The organism is Luteimonas deserti, assembly GCF_013425765.1.
In the GTDB taxonomy this organism is placed as follows: Bacteria; Pseudomonadota; Gammaproteobacteria; order Xanthomonadales; family Xanthomonadaceae; genus Luteimonas; species Luteimonas deserti.
In genome coordinates, this window is the sequence record NZ_JACCJZ010000020.1 from 357325 (window position 1) to 375361 (window position 18037).

The 18037-nt window shown below is 70.6% G+C and carries 19 protein-coding genes; 2 read left to right on the forward strand and 17 right to left on the reverse strand.

What is annotated here, in order from left to right; translation table 11 throughout:
- Positions 1–137: 137 nt before the first annotated feature.
- Positions 138–452, forward strand: a complete 315-nt coding sequence (sugE, locus tag H0E82_RS14185; RefSeq protein WP_180546084.1) for a quaternary ammonium compound efflux SMR transporter SugE — start codon at positions 138–140, stop codon at positions 450–452.
- A gap of 21 nt (positions 453–473) precedes the next feature.
- Here the strand turns inward: sugE and rnt are convergent, their stop codons facing one another.
- The 6 genes from rnt to pstS form a co-directional block, all read right to left on the reverse strand.
- Entirely contained in the window at positions 474–1124 is a 651-nt protein-coding gene (gene rnt / locus H0E82_RS14190) for a ribonuclease T (RefSeq protein WP_180546085.1), read from the reverse strand.
- Between the two features lie 73 nt (positions 1125–1197).
- Complete coding sequence (gene phoU, locus H0E82_RS14195; RefSeq protein WP_180546086.1) at positions 1198–1902, reverse strand: phosphate signaling complex protein PhoU; 705 nt, start codon at positions 1900–1902, stop codon at positions 1198–1200.
- A 131-nt stretch (positions 1903–2033) separates the two neighbouring features.
- Positions 2034–2864: a phosphate ABC transporter ATP-binding protein PstB gene (gene pstB, locus H0E82_RS14200; protein WP_425600348.1), complete on the reverse strand. Its 831-nt coding sequence runs from the start codon at positions 2862–2864 to the stop codon at positions 2034–2036.
- 34 nt (positions 2865–2898) lie between these two features.
- Positions 2899–3786 carry a phosphate ABC transporter permease PstA gene (gene pstA / locus H0E82_RS14205; RefSeq protein WP_180546088.1) on the reverse strand — a complete coding sequence of 296 codons (888 nt, stop codon included), beginning with the start codon at positions 3784–3786 and terminating at the stop codon, positions 2899–2901.
- Complete coding sequence (gene pstC / locus H0E82_RS14210; protein WP_180546089.1) at positions 3786–4757, reverse strand: phosphate ABC transporter permease subunit PstC; 972 nt, start codon at positions 4755–4757, stop codon at positions 3786–3788. Before pstC ends, pstA begins: the two co-directional genes overlap by 1 nt.
- Positions 4758–4944: 187 nt before the next feature.
- Entirely contained in the window at positions 4945–6036 is a 1092-nt protein-coding gene (gene pstS, locus H0E82_RS14215; protein ID WP_180546090.1) for a phosphate ABC transporter substrate-binding protein PstS, read from the reverse strand.
- 458 nt (positions 6037–6494) lie between these two features.
- Here pstS and H0E82_RS14220 point away from each other — a divergent pair, with 458 nt between their 5' ends.
- A complete protein-coding gene (locus H0E82_RS14220) occupies positions 6495–7793 on the forward strand; it encodes an OprO/OprP family phosphate-selective porin (protein WP_180546091.1) in 1299 nt (432 codons plus the stop codon).
- A 162-nt stretch (positions 7794–7955) separates the two neighbouring features.
- On the opposite strand, the gene gspM is transcribed toward H0E82_RS14220, so the two are convergent.
- Genes gspM through H0E82_RS14275 form a run of 11 tightly spaced genes read right to left on the reverse strand, consistent with a single transcriptional unit; the run spans position 7956 to position 17902 of the window.
- Positions 7956–8453, reverse strand: a complete 498-nt coding sequence (gene gspM / locus H0E82_RS14225) for a type II secretion system protein GspM (RefSeq protein WP_180546092.1) — start codon at positions 8451–8453, stop codon at positions 7956–7958.
- Positions 8450–9556 carry a type II secretion system protein GspL gene (gspL, locus tag H0E82_RS14230; RefSeq protein WP_180546093.1) on the reverse strand — a complete coding sequence of 369 codons (1107 nt, stop codon included), beginning with the start codon at positions 9554–9556 and terminating at the stop codon, positions 8450–8452. Before gspL ends, gspM begins: the two co-directional genes overlap by 4 nt.
- Positions 9553–10536, reverse strand: coding sequence for a type II secretion system minor pseudopilin GspK (gene gspK / locus H0E82_RS14235; RefSeq protein WP_235974323.1), 984 nt, complete (start codon positions 10534–10536; stop codon positions 9553–9555). Before gspK ends, gspL begins: the two co-directional genes overlap by 4 nt.
- Entirely contained in the window at positions 10533–11138 is a 606-nt protein-coding gene (gspJ, locus tag H0E82_RS14240; protein WP_180546094.1) for a type II secretion system minor pseudopilin GspJ, read from the reverse strand. Before gspJ ends, gspK begins: the two co-directional genes overlap by 4 nt.
- On the reverse strand, positions 11135–11476 hold the full coding sequence (gspI, locus tag H0E82_RS14245) for a type II secretion system minor pseudopilin GspI (protein ID WP_180546095.1): 342 nt from the start codon (positions 11474–11476) through the stop codon (positions 11135–11137). The genes gspJ and gspI overlap by 4 nt, the downstream gene beginning before the upstream one ends.
- Complete coding sequence (locus H0E82_RS14250; RefSeq protein ID WP_180546584.1) at positions 11473–11916, reverse strand: GspH/FimT family pseudopilin; 444 nt, start codon at positions 11914–11916, stop codon at positions 11473–11475. Before H0E82_RS14250 ends, gspI begins: the two co-directional genes overlap by 4 nt.
- Before the next feature lie 10 nt (positions 11917–11926).
- A complete protein-coding gene (gene gspG / locus H0E82_RS14255; protein WP_180546096.1) occupies positions 11927–12373 on the reverse strand; it encodes a type II secretion system major pseudopilin GspG in 447 nt (148 codons plus the stop codon).
- Between the two features lie 34 nt (positions 12374–12407).
- Positions 12408–13607: a type II secretion system inner membrane protein GspF gene (gspF, locus tag H0E82_RS14260; protein WP_180546097.1), complete on the reverse strand. Its 1200-nt coding sequence runs from the start codon at positions 13605–13607 to the stop codon at positions 12408–12410.
- The gene (gene gspE, locus H0E82_RS14265) at positions 13594–15081 is read right to left on the reverse strand and encodes a type II secretion system ATPase GspE (RefSeq protein WP_180546098.1); all 1488 of its coding nucleotides are present in this window, start codon (positions 15079–15081) and stop codon (positions 13594–13596) included. The genes gspF and gspE overlap by 14 nt, the downstream gene beginning before the upstream one ends.
- Entirely contained in the window at positions 15081–17129 is a 2049-nt protein-coding gene (gene gspD, locus H0E82_RS14270; RefSeq protein WP_180546099.1) for a type II secretion system secretin GspD, read from the reverse strand. Before gspD ends, gspE begins: the two co-directional genes overlap by 1 nt.
- Positions 17126–17902 carry a type II secretion system protein N gene (locus tag H0E82_RS14275; RefSeq protein WP_180546100.1) on the reverse strand — a complete coding sequence of 259 codons (777 nt, stop codon included), beginning with the start codon at positions 17900–17902 and terminating at the stop codon, positions 17126–17128. Before H0E82_RS14275 ends, gspD begins: the two co-directional genes overlap by 4 nt.
- Positions 17903–18037 lie beyond the last annotated feature (135 nt).

The following is an 18037-nucleotide window of genomic DNA, read 5'->3' on the forward strand; positions in this document are numbered from 1 at the left end:
CGCCGCGCATTCGGGCCGGACCGGCGGCGCCCGATTCAGCCCGTGGCCGATAGAATCCTGGTCCTCACTGCGGCGGGGACGACCCCGCCATCGCGCAGCACGCGGGGACGGCCCCATCGACCGAGGGAGACGTCCGCATGGCGTGGTTCATCCTGCTGCTGGCCGGCCTGTTCGAGATCGCCTGGGCCATCGGCCTCAAATACACCGAAGGGTTCACCCGGCCGTGGCCGACGCTCGGCACGGTGGCCGCGATGGTGGCCAGCTTCTGGCTGCTCGGTCTCGCTCTGAAGTCGCTGCCGCTCGGCACCGCCTACGCGGTGTGGGTGGGCGTGGGTGCGGTCGGCACAGCGGTGCTGGGCATCGTGCTGTTCGACGAGCCGGCCACCGTGACCCGGCTGGTCAGCCTCGGCCTGATCGTCGCCGGTATCGTCGGGCTCAAGCTGGCTGCTTGAGCCGGCACCGCGCGCGATCCGTCACCCGGGCGACTGCAGCGGCGCGGGCCAGGCGTTGGCGATGCGGCAGAACAGCCGCGCCGTCTGCTGGGTGTCGTAGAGCGCGGAATGCGCCTGCGACTGGTCCCAGTCGTACCCGGCCGCCTGCACGGCGCGCGCCAGCACCGTCTGCCCGTAGGCCACGCCGGCGAGGGTGACGGTGTCGAACACGCTGAACGGGTGGAAGGGGTTGCGCTTGTGACCGCTGCGCTCGACTGCCGCGTTGACGAAACCGAGATCGAAATGCGCGTTGTGACCGACCAGGATCGCGCGCTGGCACTGGTGATGCTTGAGCGCGACGCGCACCGCCGCGAACACGTGCTCGAGCGCATCGCGCTCCACCCGGGCCAGACGGAACGGATGATGGATGTCGATGCCGGTCACTTCGAGCGACTGCGGATCGATCTCCATGCCTTCGGCCGGCTCGACATGCGCATGTGCCGAGGCGCCCGGCACCAGGCGTCCGTCGCCGTCGATGTCGAGCGGGATCGCCGCGATCTCGAGCAGCGCGTGGCGGCGCGCGTCGAATCCGCCGGTCTCCACGTCGACCACGACGGGCAGAAAGCCGCGGAAGCGGCGGCACATCGGAAGATGGGGGACGGCCTGGTCGGCCGGAACTGCGACATCGCTCATGCGCGCAAGCCTAGCAGAGCGGTCGTCGCACCCAGGCGCCCGGACGCCGCAACGCGATGCGTCCTGCGCCGCGTCAGCTGACCGTGTTGGTCTCGTCGCGCTTGTCGCGCGGCGGCAGCGCCTCGTCGCCGTGCACCAGGAACCAGATGTTCTCGGCGATGTTGGTGGCGTGGTCGCCGATGCGCTCGATGTTCTTGGCCATGAACAGCAGGTGCGTGCTCGGCGTGATCGCCCGCGGGTCTTCCATCATGTAGGTCAGCAGCTCGCGGAACAGGCTGGTGTAGACGGTGTCGATCTCGGCGTCCTGGTCGCGTACACGTTGCGCGGCCTCGGCGTCGTTGGTGCGGAAGGCGACCAGCACGTCGCGCACCTGGCGCACGGCCAGCTGGCCGAGCACGGTCAGCCCGCGGGTGTGCGGCAGCGGCGGCGCGAGGTTGAGCGCGGTCGAGCGCTTGGCGACGTTCGCGGCGTAGTCGCCGATGCGCTCGATGTCGGCCGCGATGCGCAGCGCGGCGAGGATCTCGCGCAGGTCGCGCGCCATCGGGCCGCGCAGCGCCAGCTTCATCACGTCCTGGCTGACCTCGTGCTCCAGCGCATCGATCGCTTCGTCGTTGGCGATGATCCGCTCGGCGGCCTTGTCGTCGCGGCGCTCGACCACGTCCAGGGCCGATTCCAGCTGCGCGGCCGCCATCTCGCCCATCCGCAGGATCTCGTTGATCAGGCGGCTGCGCTCGTCGTCGTAGCTCTTGACGATGTGGTCGTTGAGTTGGTTGGGCATGGCGGATACCTGGAAACGGTGGCGGCAGAGAGAAGAGGCAGCGATGGAGCCGAGGTTCTACGACGGGCGCGCGTGGCGACGCGCCCGGCGCCGGGCAGGGCGCGGGATGGTGCCGCGCACGCGGCCCCGCCTCACCCGAACCGACCGGTGATGTAGTCCTCGGTCTGCTGCTTCGAGGGCTTGGAGAAGATCGTCTCGGTCGTGTCGTGCTCGATCAGGTCGCCGAGGTACATGAAGGCGGTGTAGTCCGAGACGCGGGCCGCCTGCTGCATGTTGTGGGTCACGATGACGATGGTGTAGTCCACCTTGAGTTCCTCGACCAGCTGTTCGATACGGCTGGTGGAGATCGGGTCGAGCGCCGACGTCGGCTCGTCGAGCAGCAGCACGTCGGGGCGCAGGGCCACGGCGCGGGCGATGCACAGGCGCTGCTGCTGGCCGCCGGACAGGCCCAGCGCGTTCTGGCCCAGCTTGTCCTTGACCTCGTTCCACAGCGCGGCCTGGGTCAGCGCCTGCTCGACGCGCTCGGCCAGTGCCGCCTTCGACAGCTTCTCGTGATGGCGGATCGCGTAGGCGACGTTCTCGAAGATCGTCATCGGAAACGGCACCGGCTTCTGGAACACCATGCCGACCTTGCTGCGCAGGCGGTTCATCGGATACTTCGGCGACAGGATGTTCTCGCCGTCGAGCAGCACCTCGCCGCTGGCGGTCATCTTCGGATACAGCGCATAGATGCGGTTGAAGATCCGCAGCAGGGTGGACTTGCCGCAGCCCGACGGCCCGATCAGCGCGGTCACGCGCTTTTCCGGAATCTCGAGGTCGATGGCCTTGAGCGCATGGAAATCGCCGTAATGGAAATCCAGCCCGCGCGCGGCGATCTTCACCGGCGCCGGTGCCAGCGTGTCGCGCGCGTGGGTCGCGAGCTGGATGCGCTGCGACGACGGGGCGTTGTGAAGCTCGTTCATGGACGGGTCCGGTCGGAAGAGGGTCATGGCGGGATCAGTCGTGGACGACACGCTTGCGCAGCAGGATCGCACGGGCACTCAGGCTCACCAGCAACACGAAGCACGTCAGCACCAGGGCGCCGGCCCAGGCCAGCTGCTGCCAGGATTCGTACGGGCTGCCGGCGTACTGGTACATCACCACGGGCACGCTGGCCATCGGCCGCATGATGTCGCTGTTCCAGTACTGGTTGCCGAACGCGGTGAACAGCAGCGGCGCGGTCTCGCCACTGATGCGCGCCAGCGCGAGCAGGATACCGGTGAGGATACCGGCCGAGGCGCTGCGGTAGAGCACCTGCATGATGACCTTCCAGTGCGGCACGCCCAGCGACAGGGCCGCCTCGCGCATCTGGGTCGGCACCAGCTGGAGCATCTCGTCGGTGGTGCGGATCACCACGGGCAGCACGATGAAGGCGAGGGCGATCGCGCCGGCGAGGGCCGAGAAGCGGCCGCCGGTCTGCATCACGAACAGCGTGTAGACGAACAGGCCGAGGACGATCGACGGCGCCGACAGCAGGATGTCGTTGATGAAGCGCACCACCGTGCCGATCTTGCGCGCGCGGCCGTACTCCGAGAGCCAGGTGCCCGCGGCGATGCCCAGCGGCGTGCCGATGCCGATCGCCAGGGCACACATCACCGCGCTGCCGAAGAAGGCGTTGAGCAGGCCGCCCTCCTGCATGGGAGGCGGCGTCATCTGGGTGAACAGGGCCCAGTTGATGCCCCCTGCGGCCTTCGAGACCAGGGTCCACAGGATCCAGCCGAGGAAGAACAGGCCGAACGCCGCGGTCAGGCAGCCGAGTGCGATGGCGACGCCATTCTTGATGCGGCGCCGGGTGTGCAGCCGGTCGGCGACCTGGCGTTCGCGTTCGGTGATCGCGACGGGCATCACTTGCCCTCCCTGCGGGCGAGTTGCATCAGCATCAGGCGTGCGATCGCCAGCACCACGAAGGTCACCACGAACAACACGAAGCCGAGCAGCAGCAGGGCCGAGCGGTAGGTTTCCGTGGCCTCGCCGAAATCGTTGGCGATCAGTGCGGCGATCGTCGTGCTGGGCTCGAGCAGCGACGGTGTCAGGCGCACCGAATTGCCGATCACGAACGCGACCGCCATGGTCTCGCCGAGCGCGCGGCCGAGGCCGAGGAAGATGCCGCCGATGACCGCCGAGCGGGTGTAGGGCAGCACGATGTCCCAGCTGACCTCCCACTTGGTCGCGCCGAGCGCATAGGCCGATTCCTTCAGGCGCGTGGGCACGGTCAGAAAGACCTCGCGCATCACCGCCGAGATGAAGGGAATCACCATGATCGCGAGCACGAAGCCCGCAGTGAGCGTGCCGATGCCCAGTGGCGGGCCCTGGAACAGGAGGCCGATGCCCGGGATCGCACCGAAATAGTCGTTGAGGAACGGGGTGACGTAGGTGGTCATCACCGGCACCAGCACGAACAGGCCCCACATGCCGTAGATGATCGACGGGATGCCGGCCAGCAGTTCGATCGCGGTGCCGATCGGGCCGCGCAGCCAGCGCGGCGCGACCTCGGTGAGGAAGAAGGCGATGCCGAAGCTCACCGGAACCGCGATCAGCATCGCGATCAGGGCGGTGACGATGGTGCCGAGGATCGGCACCAGCGCGCCGTAGCGGTTCTCGACCGGATTCCAGTCGGCACTGGTGAAGAACGACAGGCCCTGGGTGGCCAGGGCATCGCGGCCGCCCCACAGCATCGACAGTGCGGCGCCGGCCAGGGCCAGCATCACCAGGACGACCGTCGCGCCCAGGGCCAGACGGAAGATGCGGTCGTTGCGTGCGTCGCGGATGTCGCGTTGCCGGGGAGCGGGCACTGCGGAAAGCGTAGCGGCGGTCATCGGTGTCCTTGGGTCCGTCGTATCCCGCGGGTGCGGGCATCCGGTGTCTTCGCAGATTGCATCGCACCTGCCCGGAGATCACCAGGCCCGGGCGCTGTCCGCGTCCGGGCCTGTCGTCGCCATCAGTGGTGTCCGGCCGTCGCGGGGGCGCGTGGCCGCGCCCCCGGCAACGGACGTGGCCGCTGCATCACTTGAACTCGTTCGCCCAGTACGCCTCGATCTGCTCGACCAGCGGCGCGGGCAGCGGCACGTAATGCAGCTCGTTCGCCTGGGCCTGGCCGGATTCGAACGCCCACTTGAAGAACGCCAGCGTCGCCTGGCTGCGCGCCGGGTTGCGCGGCTGCTTGGGCATCAACATGAAGTTGGTCGCGGTGATCGGCCATGCATTGGCGCCGGCGGCGTTGGTGATGACCAGGTTGAAGTCCTGCGCGTTGGCCCAGTCCGCATTGGCTGCGGCCGCCGCGAAGCTCTCGGCGTTGGGCTGCACCCAGTTGCCGTCCGCGTTCTGCAGCGAGGCGTAGGGCATGTTGTTCTGCAGCGCATAGGCCAGCTCGACATAGCCGATCGAGCCCTTGATCTGCTGCACGTAGGAGGCGACGCCCTCGTTGCCCTTGCCGCCCACGCCCACCGGCCATTGCACCGAGGTGCCTTCACCGACGCGGCTCTTCCAGTCCGGGTTCACCTTGGACAGGTAATTCGAGAAGTTGAACGTGGTGCCCGAGCCGTCAGAGCGGTGAACGATGCTGATCTTGCCCGAGGGCAGGGCGACGCCGGGGTTGAGCCCGGCGATGGCCGGATCGTTCCAGGTGCCGATCTTGCCGAGGAAGATGTCGGCCAGCACCGCGCCGGTGAGACGCAGCTGGCCCGGCTGCAGGCCTTCGACATTGAACACGGGTACGACGCCACCGATCGCCGACGGGAACTGCCCGAGGCCGGCGGCCTGCAGCTCGGCGCTGTCGAGCGGCTTGTCCGACGAACCGAAGTCCACCGTGCCCGACTTGATCTGGGCGATGCCGCCGCCCGAACCGATCGACTGGTAATTGACCCGGTTGCCGGTGGCGGCGTTGTAGTCGGCCGACCACTTCGACACCAGCGGATAGATGAAGGTGGCGCCGGCGCCGGTGATCTCGGCAGTGACCCGGTCGCCGCTGCCCTGGCCCTGGCCCGGAGCGCCTGCGCCCGCCTGGCCGGCCGGTGCGTCGGAATTGCCGCCACAGGCAGCGAGGAAAAAGAGCGAAGCGAGGGCGAGCGCGCCGATTCGGACCGTCTGACGAGGCATCTGGAAAGCTCCGGGAAAAGGGACGACGCATGGCGCGTCGCCCGGTACGCGCATTTAATGATGTTTTTATTTCATTCGTATGACGGTCCCGCGGCCGTCCGGCACCGTCCGCCGCGCCGGCATGCGGTCCTCGAGGCCGAGGCGCGTCGCGGTCGACCCGACTGAAGCCCGCTGGGGATCCTCGTCCGAGCCGGCCCGGCGCTCACCGTGTGCTCTGCGGGCACCCTCGCGACATGCCGCGCGGACCGCCCAGGGAGAGGGATGGGCGGCGCGCGCGGCATGTGCATGCATTGCACTCCGCGCGCATGGCGTCCGCGTGTCCGGTGCATTGCGGACGGGTGACACGGCCTCCGGTCGGGGCAGGACCGCAATGTGACAGGCGGCGGGGGCTGACGCGGGAATGTCATAATTCCGCCTTCATCCCTGGCACGCCCCCGCGTCCTGTCGAGAGACCCTCCATGCGCAAGGCCCTCCTGTTCCTCTCCATCGCGCTCGCTGTCGGGGGCGGTGCCTCCGCCGCCGAGCCGGACACGCGTGCCGAGCTCGAGGCGCTCAGGGCGCAGCTCGCGGCGCTGCAGGCCAAGGTCGATGCACTCGAACAGCACGCCGGGGTGGCGGGCCCGGCGACTGCGGCCGATGCCGCGGTCGCGGCCACGCCGTCCGCGCCCGCAGCGCCCCGGGTGGAGACCCAGGGTGGGCTGCGCGTGCAGGCTCCGGATCGCGGCTTCGAGATGTCGGTCGGCGGGCGCATCCACTTCGATGCCTATGCCTTCGACCGGGACACGGCCCCGGCCACCGGCACCACCGAGTTCCGGCGCGCACGGCTGTCGCTGGCCGGTAAGGCCTACGGCTGGGAGTACAAGCTGGAACAGGACTTCGCTGCCGGCTCCAATCTCGAGGGCCTGCGTGATGCGTACGTGGCCACGGGGCTGTGGGGCGGGCGGGTGACGATCGGCCACTTCAAGCCCTACCGCTCGATGGACGAGCTGACGAGCTCCAACGACATCCTGATGATGGAGCGGCCGTTCGCCTCGGCGGCGGGCCTGTTCGCAGGTCGCCAGTTCCAGCAGGGCGTCGGCTACCTGCGCGCCGGCGAGCGGCATACCGCGGGCTTCACCGTATTCAACCTGCGCGGTGCCCAGGGTCCGCGCAACGAGGGCGTGGGCGCCTCCGGCCGGGTCACCTGGACCCCGATCGCCGACGAGGCGCGCACGGTGCATCTGGGGGCGTGGGCGAGCACCGAGAACGCGAACCAGGGATCGGCCGACATCGCTGCGAGCGCGGCCTATGCCGGCCGGCGGGGGCCGACGCTGGCTGTTGCCGGCACCCCGGGCGCCAGCGGCGGCAGTGTCGATGCGCGGGGGCTCGAGGCGGCAGGCGCGTTCGGCCCGGTGTTCGTGCAGGGCGAGTACGTGCGCGCCGCGTTCGAACAGCCGGCGGGTGGCGACGAGGACGTGCTGGCCTGGTATCTGCAGGGCAGCTGGCTGCTCAACGGCGGCCATCGGCCCTACAAGACCGGCACCGGGGTCTTCGGCGCGCCGCGCGCGAGCGACCGCGGCCTGTGGGAACTCAGCGCGCGCTACGACGTGATCGAAAACCGTGACCTCGCCGACCGCGGAGCCCGCAGCGTGATCGTCGGCTTGAACTACTACCTCAACCCGTCTGTGCGCTTCATGTTCAACCGCATCTGGGGCGACAACCGTCTCGACGGCGACGGCACCGGCCAATACGCGCTGCGCACGCAGGTCAACTGGTAGCCGGTGCCGACGCCGCGGCAGCGGAGTCGTGCGCGGCGCCTGCCGCGATGATCCCGCGACGCGGCGTCGGGCGGCATCGCTCGATCCAGGCGCCCGTCCGGGACGTCGCGCGGCGACGCCGGTGCACCGGGTAACGCCCAATGCCGGCTGTGACGGGCGCCGTCATTCCACCGGATCGAACTCCGCCTGCACGCGCAGCATGCCTTCGCGTTTTGCCACGCTGAGCGTGGACGGGGCCAGGCCGTGCGCCTGGCGCAGCGCGTCCAGCCAGGCGAACAACTGCTGCGGGCTGGCGGCATCGACCTCGATGCCGAAGCCGCCTGAATCCTGGTCGCGTTCGCGTTCGCGGCTCACGGCGAGGCCGGTCGCCTGTGCAGCGGCCATGACCGTCTGCTTCAACGCGGCGGCATCCTCGGGCGGCGCGAGCTCGCGCTGGTCGAGGGTGCGCAGTTGCGCCAGCTGCAGCTCGGTCTGCACCAGCGCCAGCGCTGCACGCTCGTAGCGCACCTGCGCACTCGCGCGCGCCTGGCGCAGCGGCACCAGCACGGCGTACCAGAGTACGAACGCGGCGAGCGCGAGCACCATCAGACCCAGCATCCGGCGCTCGCGCGGTTCGCGCTGTCGCCACCACGATTGCAGACGCAGGACGGCCGCGGTCATTGCAGGGCCTCCACGGCGACGAGGCTGTGGACCCCCTGTTCGAGCGGCTGGGTGTCCAGTGCCACCAGCACCAGATGGTGCTCGGCGAGCAGCAGGTTGAGGGCGTCGAGGTCCTGCACGGCCGCGAGCCGGAGGCCTGCACGGACGCCGGTTCCGGGCGCGAACTCGTAACTGTCGAGCTGGACGCCGGGTACGGCGCGCAGGGCCTCGAACAGCCGCGCCGAGTGCAGGGCCAGCAGCTCGGGAGCGATCCGCTGGCGGTAGTAGGCCGGCAGCGACGCGCCGCTCAGCGACGCCCGGTACGCCGTCGCGAGGGAATCGACCCGTCGCTCGAGCCAGTGCGCGGCCAGCGTGCGCTGGACGGTCTGGGCCGCGAGCAGCAGCACCGGCGACAGCAGCACCAGTGCGAGCAGCCACGTCAGGCGGCGGCGTCGGCGACGGCCGGTGCCGTCGTGCGGCGCGTGCGGCCCCTGCAGCAGATCGAGCGCGGCGGCGCCCCGTGCATTGGACGCGACGCACGCTTCGAAGGCGGCCGAGTCGATGCGGTGCACCGCACGGGCACCGAGGAGGTGGGCGGCGAGATCGGGCTCGGCGGCGAATGCGAGTTCATGGCCACGGACCAGCAGCCGTCCGTCGCGCTCGCAGACCTGCACGACGTCGTCGACGGGCGCGTCGAGCAGGAGGCAGTCCGGCACGACGGTCACGGGTTGCAAGCCCGATTCACGGGCCTGCCGCAACCACCTCTGCATGCAGGCCTCGTCGACCACGGCCACCGGGCGCCGGTCGGCGTCGCCCTCCACGTGGCCGACGGCGATGTGGAGCTGCGCATCGGCCCCGGCGATCCGGTCCTGCAGCATCAGCCGGGCCGCGGCGAGTGCCTGCGCCGGACTGTGCGCGGCCAGGTCCAGCCACTGCACGCGCAGCGCCTCGGACGGCACCGCGAGGACGTCGCGGGCGCCGGGCTGCGCCGGTAGCGGGTTCGCGGCATCGCAGTACCGGCGCGCGGCAATGGTGCCGGCGCCGTCGACATGCAGGCACAGCGACGGCCGCGCCGGGTCCGCGGACACCAGCAGCAGGCGGACGGGGGGTGGGGTCGGGCTCATTCGTCAGGGGTCCAGCGTCGGACGAGCAGGCGGCTGTCGTTGCCACCGGCGTGGATCAGGGCTGTCAACACGGCCTGCGCGCCGGTGTAGTCGACTTCGGTTTCCAGTGCGAACCACTGGCTTCGCAGCTGGATCTGCCCGTAGACCTCGTTGGGCAGCTCCGCGGCCGCGAGGCCGGGCTGCGACCAGAATGCAGTCGCGTCGGGCCAGCCACCGGCGGGGCGGGCCGCGATCCTGCGCTGTGCTTCGGCGGGCGTGAGCTGTCCGAGGCTGAGCATGCTCAGCACCGGCGCCTGGTCCGCACGCAGGGCGTTGACGTTCACCGGCGACAGCGTGGCGCTCGGCAGCGCGCAGACGTAGGGCCGGATGCGCGCATACAGGTCCGCGTCGTAGCCGCGGATCGCGCGCAGTTCGGAGACTTCGGCGAGCAGGGCGCCACTGGTCCGGTAGGCGGGTACGAGCGCCGCATAGGTGGCGTCCTCGGCGCCCAGCGGCGCACGCTGCGCATCGCTGTCGATCCAGTCGGCGAGCGTGTCGGCCAGGGTCTGGGCCTGGGCGGCGGCGATGCCGAGCGCCTGGAGCAGGGCCACGTACTGCTGCACGCCGAGCTCGAGGCGCTGCCATTGCTCGGCAGCGCCGGTCACCACGCTGTTGAGGTTGAAGCAGGTGCTGGCATCGTCCAGCCGTGCGCGGACCATGCCGCGGGCCTGCTCATCCTCGATGATGGGAAACAGCAGCGGCTTGCCGTTCCACTGCTCGGCGGCCACGCCTTCGCGCTGCAGCTCGCCGATGCGCCGCAGGGCGAGGGCCTCGCTGCCCAGGGCGTAACGCTGCGCCTGGGCGACGGCGTAGGCGTTCTGGGCCCGTCGTGTGCCGAAGCGGATGTCGTCGAGCATGGCCATGGCCAGCACCGTCATCACCACCGTCAACAGCAGTACCGTCAGCAGGGCCATGCCGTGCTGTCGTGCGGGCGCGCTCATCGGGCGGTCCCGGGCAGCAGGAACACGCCCCGCACGTGGCCGAAATCGCGCAGCTCGAAATCCAGGGCGACCGCCTGCGGCAGGGTATCGAGACCGCCGCCCCAGCCGTCGCTCCAGAAGCCACCCGAGTAGTAGCTCGCGCGCACGGTCTGCACGCCGTCGAGCATGACCTGCGGCGCGGAGGCGCGCGCGCCGTCGAGGGCGGGCCGGCTGCTGCGTTCCAGGCGACCCTCGGCGACGCGGTATTCCACGTACTGCAGCGAGGCACGCGGCGCCTGGTCCGGGTTTTCCCAGCCGTGGCGCACGAAGCCGAACAATGGCCTGGACGGGTCGTCGGGCGGTGCGGCGGCGAACGCGGACAGGCCGGCCGCGCCGTCGCTGCCGCGCGTGCGCCGCAACGCGGCCTGGCCGAGGTCCGACTTGAGCAGGGCATACGCGCGCTGCAGTTCGGCCGCCCGCTCCATGCGCGCGCGCAGCGCCTGCTGCTGGTCGGCGGTCCAGGCGAGCACGCCGACGGCCGCGGCGGCGAGCAGCGCGAAGACCGCCAGCGACACCAGCACCTCGATCAGGGTGAAGCCGCCGGCGGACGCGGCCCGCCTCATCGCAGCACCTCGGCACTGGCGACCTGCTGGCCGTCATCGGCGAATACCGCGATCCGCACCCGGGCGAGCCCGCCGCCGGCCGGTTCGATGCCTCGCGTCCAGCGCCAGGTGCGGTCACCCAGGCGCTCGCTTCCCTCGGCCGGCCCCGCAGCGGTCTCGAGCTGGGCCTCGGCGGCGAGGGTGTCGGCCACGATGCCGGCGAGCATCCGGGTCTCGAGCTGCATCGCCGTGCGGGCGCTTCCGCCACCCAGGTTGAGCAGGGCGACGACGACCAGTGCGAACACCGCCAGTGCCACCAGCAGCTCGATCAGCGAGAACCCGCGCGCCCGCGCCGTCATTGCACGCGCACCTGTCCGGCGGCGTCGACATCGATCTGCGCCTGCGTGCCGTCGCGCTGCAGCCGCAGGCGTTGCGGCTCCGCCGTGCCTGTCGCATCGAAGCGGACGCTGAGCCGGTCGCGCTGCTCCGGCAGGACGACGGCGACACCGTCGGCCCAGGCCCGCGGCGCGAACGGTGCGTCGTCGATGGCGTGCCAGGCGCCGAACTCGCGGCGGCTGAAGCGGTAGCCCGCAGCGTCGATCCCGACCTGCATCGCGCGGCCGCCGAGAATGGCCTCGTCGCGCGCGTGTCGAAGCCTCAGGCCGAGGTCTTCGGCCTGGCGGCGCAGCGTGGCGTCGCCGGCGGGCATGGTCAGTGCGACCGCAGTCGTGGCCAGGCCGATGACGACCAGCACCACGAGCAGTTCGATCAGCGTGAGCCCGGCCTGGGGACGCGGCATCGGCGTTCGGCTACTGCCAGTTGCCGATGTCGGCGTTGTCGCCTTCGCCACCCTCGGCACCGTCGGCGCCGAACGAATACACGTCGAACGCGCCGCGTCGTCCGGGCGACCGGTACTGGTAGGCGTTGCCCCACGGATCGGACGGCAGCCTGCGGATATAGCCGCCCGCGCGATAGCGTTCGGGTCGGGCCAACCCGGCCGGAGGCTGCAGCAGGGCCTGCAGGCCCTGTTCGGTACGGGGATAGCCGAGGTTGTCGAGGCGGTAGCTGTCGAGCGCCTGTTCGAGCAGGGCGACGTCGGCGCGCGCCTTCTCCACCATCGCGCGGTCCTGGCTGGGCAGGACGTTGATCACCACGACCGTCGCGAGCAGGCCGAGGATCACGATCACCACCATCAGTTCGATCAGGGTGAAGCCGCGCTGGGCGGCGGCGACAGCGTTGGGACGGGGGACGGTCATGACGTGGAGTTCCGGGACGTGTACGAGCGGTGGATCAGCCCAACGCCATCGCGTTGAACTGCAGGATCGGCAGCAGGATCGACAGGACGATCATCGCGACCACGCCACCGAGCACGATGATGATGGCCGGCTCGAGCAGGCTCAGCGTGGCGTTGGAGACGGTGTCGATCTCGCGTTCGAGGTAGTCGGCGGCGCGATCGAGCATCGGCGCCAGGCGGCCGCTGTTCTCGCCGCTGCCGGCCATGTAGAGCAGGGTGGGCGGGAAGACGCCCGCGCGCTTCATCGCCGACGACAGGCTGCCGCCTTCGTCGATCGCGGCGACCATCGCGCCGGTCGCCGCGCGCAGCACCCGGTTGCCGACCGTGCGTCCGGTGATCGCAAGCCCCTCGATCAGCGGCAGGCCGCTGTCGAGCATGATCGCCAGCGTGCGCGACATGCGCGCGGCGTGCAGGTCCCGCAGCATGCGGCCGAGCAGCGGCAGGCGCAGCAGCCAGCCATCGACCTGAAGGCGGACGGCGTCGCGTTTGAGCAGGTGCGCGAAGACCGCGCCGGCGACGACGAGCGCCCCCAGTACCAGCCAGCCGGACTGGTTGATGAAATCCGAGACCGCGATGACCGTGCGGGTCAGCCATGGCAACGCGCGACCCATCGAGTCGAACTGCTCGACCACCCGCGGCACCACGAAGCTCATCAGCGCGATCACCACGGCGATGGCGGTCAGCGACAGCGCGGCCGGGTAGACCAGCGTGCCGATCATCTTGGCGCGCACCTGCTGCTGGCGCTCCAGCAGCTCGGCCAGGCGCTCGAGGATCTGCGGCAGCGCGCCCGAGCTTTCGCCGGCGGCGACCATCGCCCGGTACAGCGGGGGGAACGCCTTGCCCTGCTGGGCCATGGCATCGGCCAGCCTGCGGCCCTCGAGCACCTGGGCGTGGGTGGCCATCACCACGCGACGCACGCCGCGGCGATCGCTCTGGCTGCCGATCGTGCGCAGCGCTTCTTCGAGCGGTGCGCTGGCGACCAGCGTGGCCAGCTGGCGCGTGAGCAGGGCGAGGTCCTTGGTGCCGAACCGGCCGCCGAGGCCCGGCGCCTGTTGGCGCAGCGCCGGTTCCAGGCTGACCGGCAGCAGGCGTCGCGTCTCGAGCAGCGCGCGCGCTTCGCCCTGGGTGGCGGCTGCAATGGTGCCCGCGCGCGTGCGGCCATGCAGGTCCAGCGCGGAGTAGTCAAACGCCGGCATGGTCCTGGCTCTCCTGCCGGGTGACACGCACGGCCTCTTCCAGCGTGGTCAGCCCGGCTGCGACGGCGTCGCGCGCTGCATCGGAGAGCCGCGCGCCACCGGCGAAGGCGATGTCGGCGATGGCGTCCTCGCCCGCGTCGCTGGCGATCAGACGACGGATGCGTTCGTCCACGACGATGCATTCGTGGATGCCGATGCGTCCGGCATACCCGGTGTGGTTGCAGCGCGCGCAGCCGACCGCGTCGTAGAGCAGCCCATCGAAACCGGCGCCGAGCATCGACACGAATGCGTCGTGCGCGCGTGGCGCGCGACAGTGCGGGCAGAGCCTGCGCAACAGGCGCTGGGCCATCACTAGGCGCAGGCTGGAAGCCAGCAGAAAGGGCTCGATGCCGACGTCGCGGAGGCGCGTGATGGCGCCCGCGGCATCGTTGGTGTGCACGGTGGACAGCACCAGGTGGCCGGTGAGGCTGGCCTGTACGGCGATCTGCGCCGTTTCCGCGTCGCGGATCTCGCCCACCATCACGATGTCCGGATCCTGGCGCAGGATCGCGCGCAGCCCGGCCGCGAAGCTCATGCCGACGCGGGTGTTGACCTGGGTCTGGCCGATCCCGTCGACCGCGTACTCGACCGGATCCTCGACGGTGAGGATGTTGCGTTCGCCGTCGTTGAGCGCGGTCAGGGCGGAGTACAGCGTCGTGGTCTTGCCCGAGCCGGTCGGGCCCGTGACCAGGATCACGCCGTTCGGCACGCGCAGGGCATTGCGCAACGACGCGAGGGTCGGCGCGGACATGCCCAGCTGGTCGAGCGACAGCGCGCCCTGTTCCTTGTCCAGGATGCGCAGCACCACGCGCTCGCCGCCGCGGGTGGGCAGGGTGGACACGCGCACGTCGAGTGCCTTGGCCCCCATCGCCAGCGAGACCCGGCCGTCCTGCGGCACCCGTCGCTCGGCGATGTCCAGCCGCGCCATGACCTTGACCCGGGACACCAGCAGCGGGGCGATCCGCGGCGGCAGGTTGAGCGCCTCGCGCATCACGCCGTCCACACGGAAGCGCACGCGCAGCGCGGACTCGAACGACTCGATGTGCACGTCGGATGCGCCGAGCCGTGCTGCTTCGGCGATCACACCATTGATCAGGCGGATGATCGGCGCGTCGCCCTGGCGCTCGAGCAGGTCTGCGGTGGTCGGAATGTCCTCGACCAGCGAGTCCAGCGTGCCGTGCAGTTGGAGTTCCTCCACGCCGGCGGCCCCGCCCAGCCCGACGTCGGCGTAGATCTCCGAGAGGCGACGGTCGAAGGCGGCGGCCTGCAGGGTGTCCACGCGCAGTGGACGCCCCAGTGCGCGACGCACTTCGAGCAGGGCCTGCGGATCGCCTCCTTCGCGCAGCGCGACATGCGCCTGCTCGCCGGCATCGAGCAGCAGCACGCCGTGGCGTTTGGCGAAGGCGTAGCTCAGCGTCGGCGCCTGTGCCTCCATCAGGAGCCCGGCACCGGGTTCACCGGCTCGGCGACGGGCGCGGTCTGCGGCGGCACGACCGGTGCGTCCGCACGCAGGTAGTCGCGCACCAGCGCGTCCAGCTCGACCAGCGCCGCCGGGTCACCGCGCAGGCCGGTGTCGCGCAGGTAGCCGTAGCGCTGCGCGGTGTGGCGCTGGGCGTCGCCGGCGTTGCGGATCACCGTGGGCCGGAGGAAGACCATCAGGTTGGTCTTGCTCTGCAGGCGCGCGTTGCTGCGGAACAGGGCGCCCAGCACCGGGACGTCGCCCAGCAGTGGCACGCGGTCGGCGCGCAGGCTGCTGCTCTGGTCGAGCAGGCCGCCGATGGCGATGATCGCGCCGTCGTCGACCACCACACGGTTCTCGATCTCGCGCTTGTTGAGTACCAGTTCGTCGCTGCGGCTGCTCACCGTGCCGTTGACCGACGACACCTCCTGCTTGATGTGCAGGGTGACGCCGCCACCGGCATTGATCTGCGGCTTGACCGCCAGGCGGATGCCGACATCCTTGCGGTCGATGGTGCGGAAGGGGTTGTCGTTGTTGCCGCTGAGCACCTCGCCCGTGGTGATCGGCACTTCCTGGCCCACCAGGATGTAGGCCTCCTCGTTGTCCAGGGTGAGGATCGACGGCGTCGACAGCAGGCTGGACGCATTGTCGCTCTTGACCGCGTTGATGATGATTCCGAACAGCCCGTTGTCGCCCCCCCCGCCGATGCCGAGCAGGCCGCCGCTCAGACCGAGCAGCGACTGCGCGGCCGCCTGCCGTGCGGCGTCCACCACGCTGTCGCTGCTGTCCGGGTTGCGGTTCTGCCAGCGCTGGGCGAGCGCGCCGCCGGCCAGCGGAACGATGCCCGGCTCGGCACTGGCGAACTGGGTCACGCCGATCGGGTTCCCGTCGCGGCCGGCGAGGATCAGCTGGGCACCCAGCCGCTTGGCGGCCTCGTCGGACACCTCCACCACCAGGGCCTCCACCAGCACCTGTTCGCGGCGCACGTCGAGCTGGCGGATCACGTCGAGCAGCGTGCGCTGGGTGCTCGGGTCGGCATGGATGACGAGCGAATTCGAGCCGGGATAGCGCACGATGACCGGGCGCTTGCCGCCGGCCGGCGAGATGATCTGCAGGGTCTCGGCATCGCCGGTGGCCGTTGCAGCGGCGCCCGCAGGCGCGGCGCCAGGGCTCGACGCCTCCGGTGTCTGCCCGATCAGCTGCTGCAGCACGGGCAGCAACTGTTCGGCGCTGGCGTGCTGCAGCTTCACCACGGCGACGTCGCTGCTGCGCTCGGCGCGCGCATCCAGTTCCATCGCCATGCGCGACACCCGCTGCACCGTCGTCGGATTGCCGCGGACCACCAGCGAGTTGCTGCTCTCCACCGGCAGCACCGACAGCGCGCCGTCGTTGGCGCCCGAGATGCCGTAGAGATCCACCAGGGTCGCGGCGAGTTCGCGCGCCGACGTATTGCGCAGGCTCACGGTGTCGATGCTGGCGCTGTCCTGATCGATCTGCGAGACGAGGCCGCGGATGCGCCGCAGGTTGTCGACGTAATCGGCCACCAGCAGGCTGTTGCCGTGTGGAAGTGCCATCACCACGCCGCCGCGCCCGACCAGGGGTTTGAGCGTTTCCGCCGCGGCCCGGGCATCCATGCGCTGCAGCGGGAACACGCTGGTGGCATAGCCCAGCGGGGAGCCGGGCTGTTGCGCGGCGACGTCGTCGGGGACCACACGATAGGTCGCCGTGCCGGCGGGAACCGCGATCAGGCCGTTGCTGCGCAGCACCGTCAGCAGCACGCCGATGAGGTCCTCGTCGGTCATCGGACGGTCGCGGCTGATGTTGACCGTGCCCTGGACGCGCGGGTCGACGATGAAGGTGGTGCTGGTGGCACGCGCCACATCCTGGATGAACGCGGTGAGCTCGACGTTCTGCATGCGCAGCGCCGGTGCGTCGGTCTGGGTCTGTGCGGACAGCGGATGCAGCGGGCAGGCCAGCGCCAGGGCGCAGGCGAGCAGGAGGCGGGGCGGGGCGCGTCGAGTCATGGCGAGGCCCGTCCGAGGTCCAGGGTGCGGGTCTGCCCGTCCCGCTCGAAGGTCACGACGGCCTGCGGATTGGCCTTCAGCTCGCCTGCGAGCTCGGCGATCACCGAAGGCGACAGGACCTGGCCGTTGACGCTCAGCAACACGTCGCCGGGCTGCAGACCGGCCGCGCGCAGCAGCACCTCGCTGTTGCCGCGCGGAAGCAGGGTGTAGCCGGTGATCCGGCCGTTCTCGTTGCGCGGCTGGAGACCGGCGTCGAGCAGGCGGGCCGGGTCGACACTCGCCGGCGCCGCGATGGCCGCGGCGGGCAGGGCGGAGACCGGAGCGGGCACCGCCGACGCAGGGGTCGGGGCGGCTGCGTTTCCGGGCAGCTCGAGCCGCTGGCCGTTGTCGAGTTCGACGTGATCGGCGCGTACCGCGGCCAGCACCAGACCCGGCGCGAGCACATCGCCCACGCGGTAGACGGCCTGCGGCCCCTGCTCGTGGGCGAGGATGGCCGTTCCCGTCCCCGCGACGCCGGTACGCAGTCCGAACAGGCGCCACCCGCTGGCCGTCGCGGCAGCGGGCGCAGTGCCGCCGAAGAACGGATCCTGTCCGGCCAGGGTCGGAACCTGGGCCGGAAGCCCATACACCAGCGGTGTGCCGGCAACGCTCTGCGGCGCCAGCATCCACCAGCCGAAGCGGACGAGCTGGGCCAACAACAGCAGCCACAGGGCGGTTTCGGCCAGGGTGGGCCAATGCCGGAACGAAGCGCTGGACGCTTGCACAGTGAGCACGGAGGAAAGCCGGGAGGCGGGTTGCCGATCGCACGCAGCATGCGTCAGAAATGTGACATTCCCGTGTCGACTGGCCCGCCCTGCAAACGCGAAAAACCCGGCTCGAAGGCCGGGTTTTTCAGTTTCATGACGCCT

What these genes read in the sequence shown, in the direction of transcription:
- gspG (WP_180546096.1), bottom strand. Translation starts at nt 12,373, where the DNA reads ATGACCGTCCCCCGTCCCAACGCTGTCGCCGCCGCCCAGCGCGGCTTC.
- gspJ (WP_180546094.1), bottom strand. Translation starts at nt 11,138, where the DNA reads ATGAGGCGGGCCGCGTCCGCCGGCGGCTTCACCCTGATCGAGGTGCTG.
- gspE (WP_180546098.1), bottom strand. Translation starts at nt 15,081, where the DNA reads ATGGAGGCACAGGCGCCGACGCTGAGCTACGCCTTCGCCAAACGCCAC.
- phoU (WP_180546086.1), bottom strand. Translation starts at nt 1,902, where the DNA reads ATGCCCAACCAACTCAACGACCACATCGTCAAGAGCTACGACGACGAG.
- pstC (WP_180546089.1), bottom strand. Translation starts at nt 4,757, where the DNA reads ATGACCGCCGCTACGCTTTCCGCAGTGCCCGCTCCCCGGCAACGCGAC.
- pstB (WP_425600348.1), bottom strand. Translation starts at nt 2,864, where the DNA reads ATGAACGAGCTTCACAACGCCCCGTCGTCGCAGCGCATCCAGCTCGCG.
- pstA (WP_180546088.1), bottom strand. Translation starts at nt 3,786, where the DNA reads ATGCCCGTCGCGATCACCGAACGCGAACGCCAGGTCGCCGACCGGCTG.
- H0E82_RS14250 (WP_180546584.1), bottom strand. Translation starts at nt 11,916, where the DNA reads ATGCCGCGTCCCCAGGCCGGGCTCACGCTGATCGAACTGCTCGTGGTG.
- gspI (WP_180546095.1), bottom strand. Translation starts at nt 11,476, where the DNA reads ATGACGGCGCGGGCGCGCGGGTTCTCGCTGATCGAGCTGCTGGTGGCA.
- pstS (WP_180546090.1), bottom strand. Translation starts at nt 6,036, where the DNA reads ATGCCTCGTCAGACGGTCCGAATCGGCGCGCTCGCCCTCGCTTCGCTC.
- rnt (WP_180546085.1), bottom strand. Translation starts at nt 1,124, where the DNA reads ATGAGCGATGTCGCAGTTCCGGCCGACCAGGCCGTCCCCCATCTTCCG.
- gspM (WP_180546092.1), bottom strand. Translation starts at nt 8,453, where the DNA reads ATGACCGCGGCCGTCCTGCGTCTGCAATCGTGGTGGCGACAGCGCGAA.
- gspL (WP_180546093.1), bottom strand. Translation starts at nt 9,556, where the DNA reads ATGAGCCCGACCCCACCCCCCGTCCGCCTGCTGCTGGTGTCCGCGGAC.
- sugE (WP_180546084.1), top strand. Translation starts at nt 138, where the DNA reads ATGGCGTGGTTCATCCTGCTGCTGGCCGGCCTGTTCGAGATCGCCTGG.
- gspD (WP_180546099.1), bottom strand. Translation starts at nt 17,129, where the DNA reads ATGACTCGACGCGCCCCGCCCCGCCTCCTGCTCGCCTGCGCCCTGGCG.
- H0E82_RS14220 (WP_180546091.1), top strand. Translation starts at nt 6,495, where the DNA reads ATGCGCAAGGCCCTCCTGTTCCTCTCCATCGCGCTCGCTGTCGGGGGC.
- gspF (WP_180546097.1), bottom strand. Translation starts at nt 13,607, where the DNA reads ATGCCGGCGTTTGACTACTCCGCGCTGGACCTGCATGGCCGCACGCGC.
- gspK (WP_235974323.1), bottom strand. Translation starts at nt 10,536, where the DNA reads ATGAGCGCGCCCGCACGACAGCACGGCATGGCCCTGCTGACGGTACTG.